This is a genomic window from Faecalibacter macacae (genome assembly GCF_003687725.1).
In the GTDB taxonomy this organism is placed as follows: domain Bacteria; phylum Bacteroidota; class Bacteroidia; order Flavobacteriales; family Weeksellaceae; genus Empedobacter; species Empedobacter macacae.
In genome coordinates, this window is sequence record NZ_RDOJ01000040.1 from 1 (window position 1) to 2357 (window position 2357).

Here is a 2357-nt window from a genome sequence, read left to right on the forward strand (position 1 = left end):
TCAAATTGTTGGTTGTAAGAAGTAATATTTTCATTAACAGTTTTATCTAAAATATTTTTATCATTAAGATTGTTACAAGAAAAAATAATTGAAAATATAAAAAATGTAATAAAGTACTGTTTCATAAATGTCAGCTAACGTTTCGGGTATTGCCGAAGGCGGGGAATTTATGGCTGAAAGCTTAAATTCTGCACCGAGGCTAGCCAAAACGAATTTTTGTGAGTTAAATTTAAAAATAAAAAACGAATAAAATTCGTTTTTGGCGGAATAGTAGGACAGAAGTTGAATTTAGCACTTTAGCCCCGCTTTTGGCAATACCATGTTGTGTGCTGTGGTAATTATGTTTATTTAATTAATTCATTTTCCCTTAAGTATTCAATAAAACTAGTGATAATAATATCAGTTCTGTTTATAATATCTTGTTCGATAAAATCACTTTTTGAATTTGATAAATCAATTAATTCTGATATTATAGTTCCTGCTTTGTGCTGACCTTTATCATTAGTAAACCCCTGATAATATTTGATTTTATCAGAAAATCTATAGTCAGATGCTCTAATGTTAATTTTATCTTCTAATAATACTTTATTCCCTAATGCTTCTAAATTTTTTGAGTTACTCAATGATTTATCATTTTCTTGTCGTTTTCTGGCAAAAATATGTTCAATATCAAATGCTGTATTTAGATTAGGTAATGATTGTAATTCGCTATTAAAAGCCCACCAAGTCAACATTGATCTAGTAATTGGTCTTCCATTTTTAAATTCAAAATTATTAATAGCTGTTTTAAACGTGTTTTCGTCAAATTTGTGGTCTTCGAAATTTACAGCTTTGTCAGAAACTACGTGTATCATTTCTGCATATACAGGAGTACGCAAAGCGTTTACACCTGGATTGGTAAATGAAAAGCCCCAAACAAATCCAATAATTTTATCTAAAAATTTTATTAGGTTTGTTTCATCAAGTAAATCTTTTTCATCCCTATTATGTAAAAAGTATACGGATAAAAAATATGTCCACATTCCATTTGGAGCATAATTTAAGATAAATAATTTTCTAAGAACTTTTGGTGAAAAACGTTCTGAGTTTTGACTATAAACATCATTCCAAAAATCAACCAAAGTTTTTAAATTTGGTAATGTTTCATCTTGTTTAAGTATTGAATATTTACCTTTTTCGTAGAATTTTCTTAGTGCTTCTGTTGTACTAGATTTAATACCTTGTTTAGCACGAACGTAATACATATACCTTGTAAATAGTTCATCCATTGGAGTTCCATTTATAGGTTTGAAAATTCTACTACTAATTTCCTCTAATTCTTTCCATTTTTCTATGAAAATATCTTTTTGATTTTTTGCTCCGTAGTGTTTGTAAAATTGCGCTTTAAAAATATCTGCATCTGACAGAGGTAAACCTCTGTCATTTAAAGTAGAGAAAATTCTTAAAGCCGTATCTTGTGATTCTGCTTCAATAGGAAGTAAAATACAATTACCTAGAATTCTTGCAGGTAAATAAGCAAAATATGATGGAAATTCACTTAAAAATTCGTCAATTTTTTGTTGAAAAAAAATATAATTTTTAGCGTAATTACTTTTTTGGTCTTTAGTAACAACTCCGGTTCTTAATATTTCAAGAAATTCATCTTTGTCGTTATCAGTAGCAACTTCAGAATCTATTTTTAATACATTTAAATCAGCTTGTCCAAATTCATTTGTTTTCCATAAACATTGAGCGATTCTTTCTCGTGTACTTTTAGAATTTTCATCTTGCATATTACCGAATTTTGCATAGAAAGCTCTTAAAAGTAGCATTAAAGTAGTTAAACGTTGCTGACCGTCAATAACTTCTTTTTTATTGTTTTCATTTTCGAATGTTACTATCGAACCTAAGAAGTATTCCTCATTTTTATCAAATTTCTCATAATTGTTATCAGGAAATGCAAAAGTAAAAATATCATCCCAAAGAGTTTGACATTGTCCTTCTTCCCACGCATATGGTCTTTGATAATCAGGAATTAAAAAATCCGATTTTTTATCGGAAAAAAGTAACATTATTGTTTTTTGGTCAACATTAAGTTTAGACATAGTTTTAATTCAATATTTAGGATTTTGTTTTTAACAGTGCGTTGTTTTACCATTGCACACAACGAGCCGAGTATTTGCGAAGAACGGGAGAGAAATTGAACGAAGTTCAAGTTCGTCCGTTCAAGCAAATTGCTTGGCTAAAACTAAATTAGTGTATTGTTTTAAGAAAAGCAATTTTGCGAGCGGAAAATTATGGATAAAAAGTTAGCCTTCAGCCCGTTTTTTGCGAAATACTATGTTGTATGCAGTTTTGCTATAAAATTCGTATTTCTA

At 29.0% G+C, this 2357-nt stretch carries 1 protein-coding gene; it reads right to left on the minus strand.

The window, feature by feature from the left end; genetic code table 11:
* Positions 1-344: 344 nt before the first annotated feature.
* On the minus strand, positions 345-2051 hold the full coding sequence (locus EAH69_RS13810; RefSeq protein WP_230466842.1) for a DUF262 domain-containing protein: 1707 nt from the start codon (positions 2049-2051) through the stop codon (positions 345-347).
* Between the last annotated feature and the right edge of the window lie 306 nt (positions 2052-2357).

Bases quoted from the DNA above. Each gene is read 5' to 3' on its own strand.
- EAH69_RS13810 (WP_230466842.1), bottom strand. From the start codon at position 2,051: ATGTTACTTTTTTCCGATAAAAAATCGGATTTTTTAATTCCTGATTAT.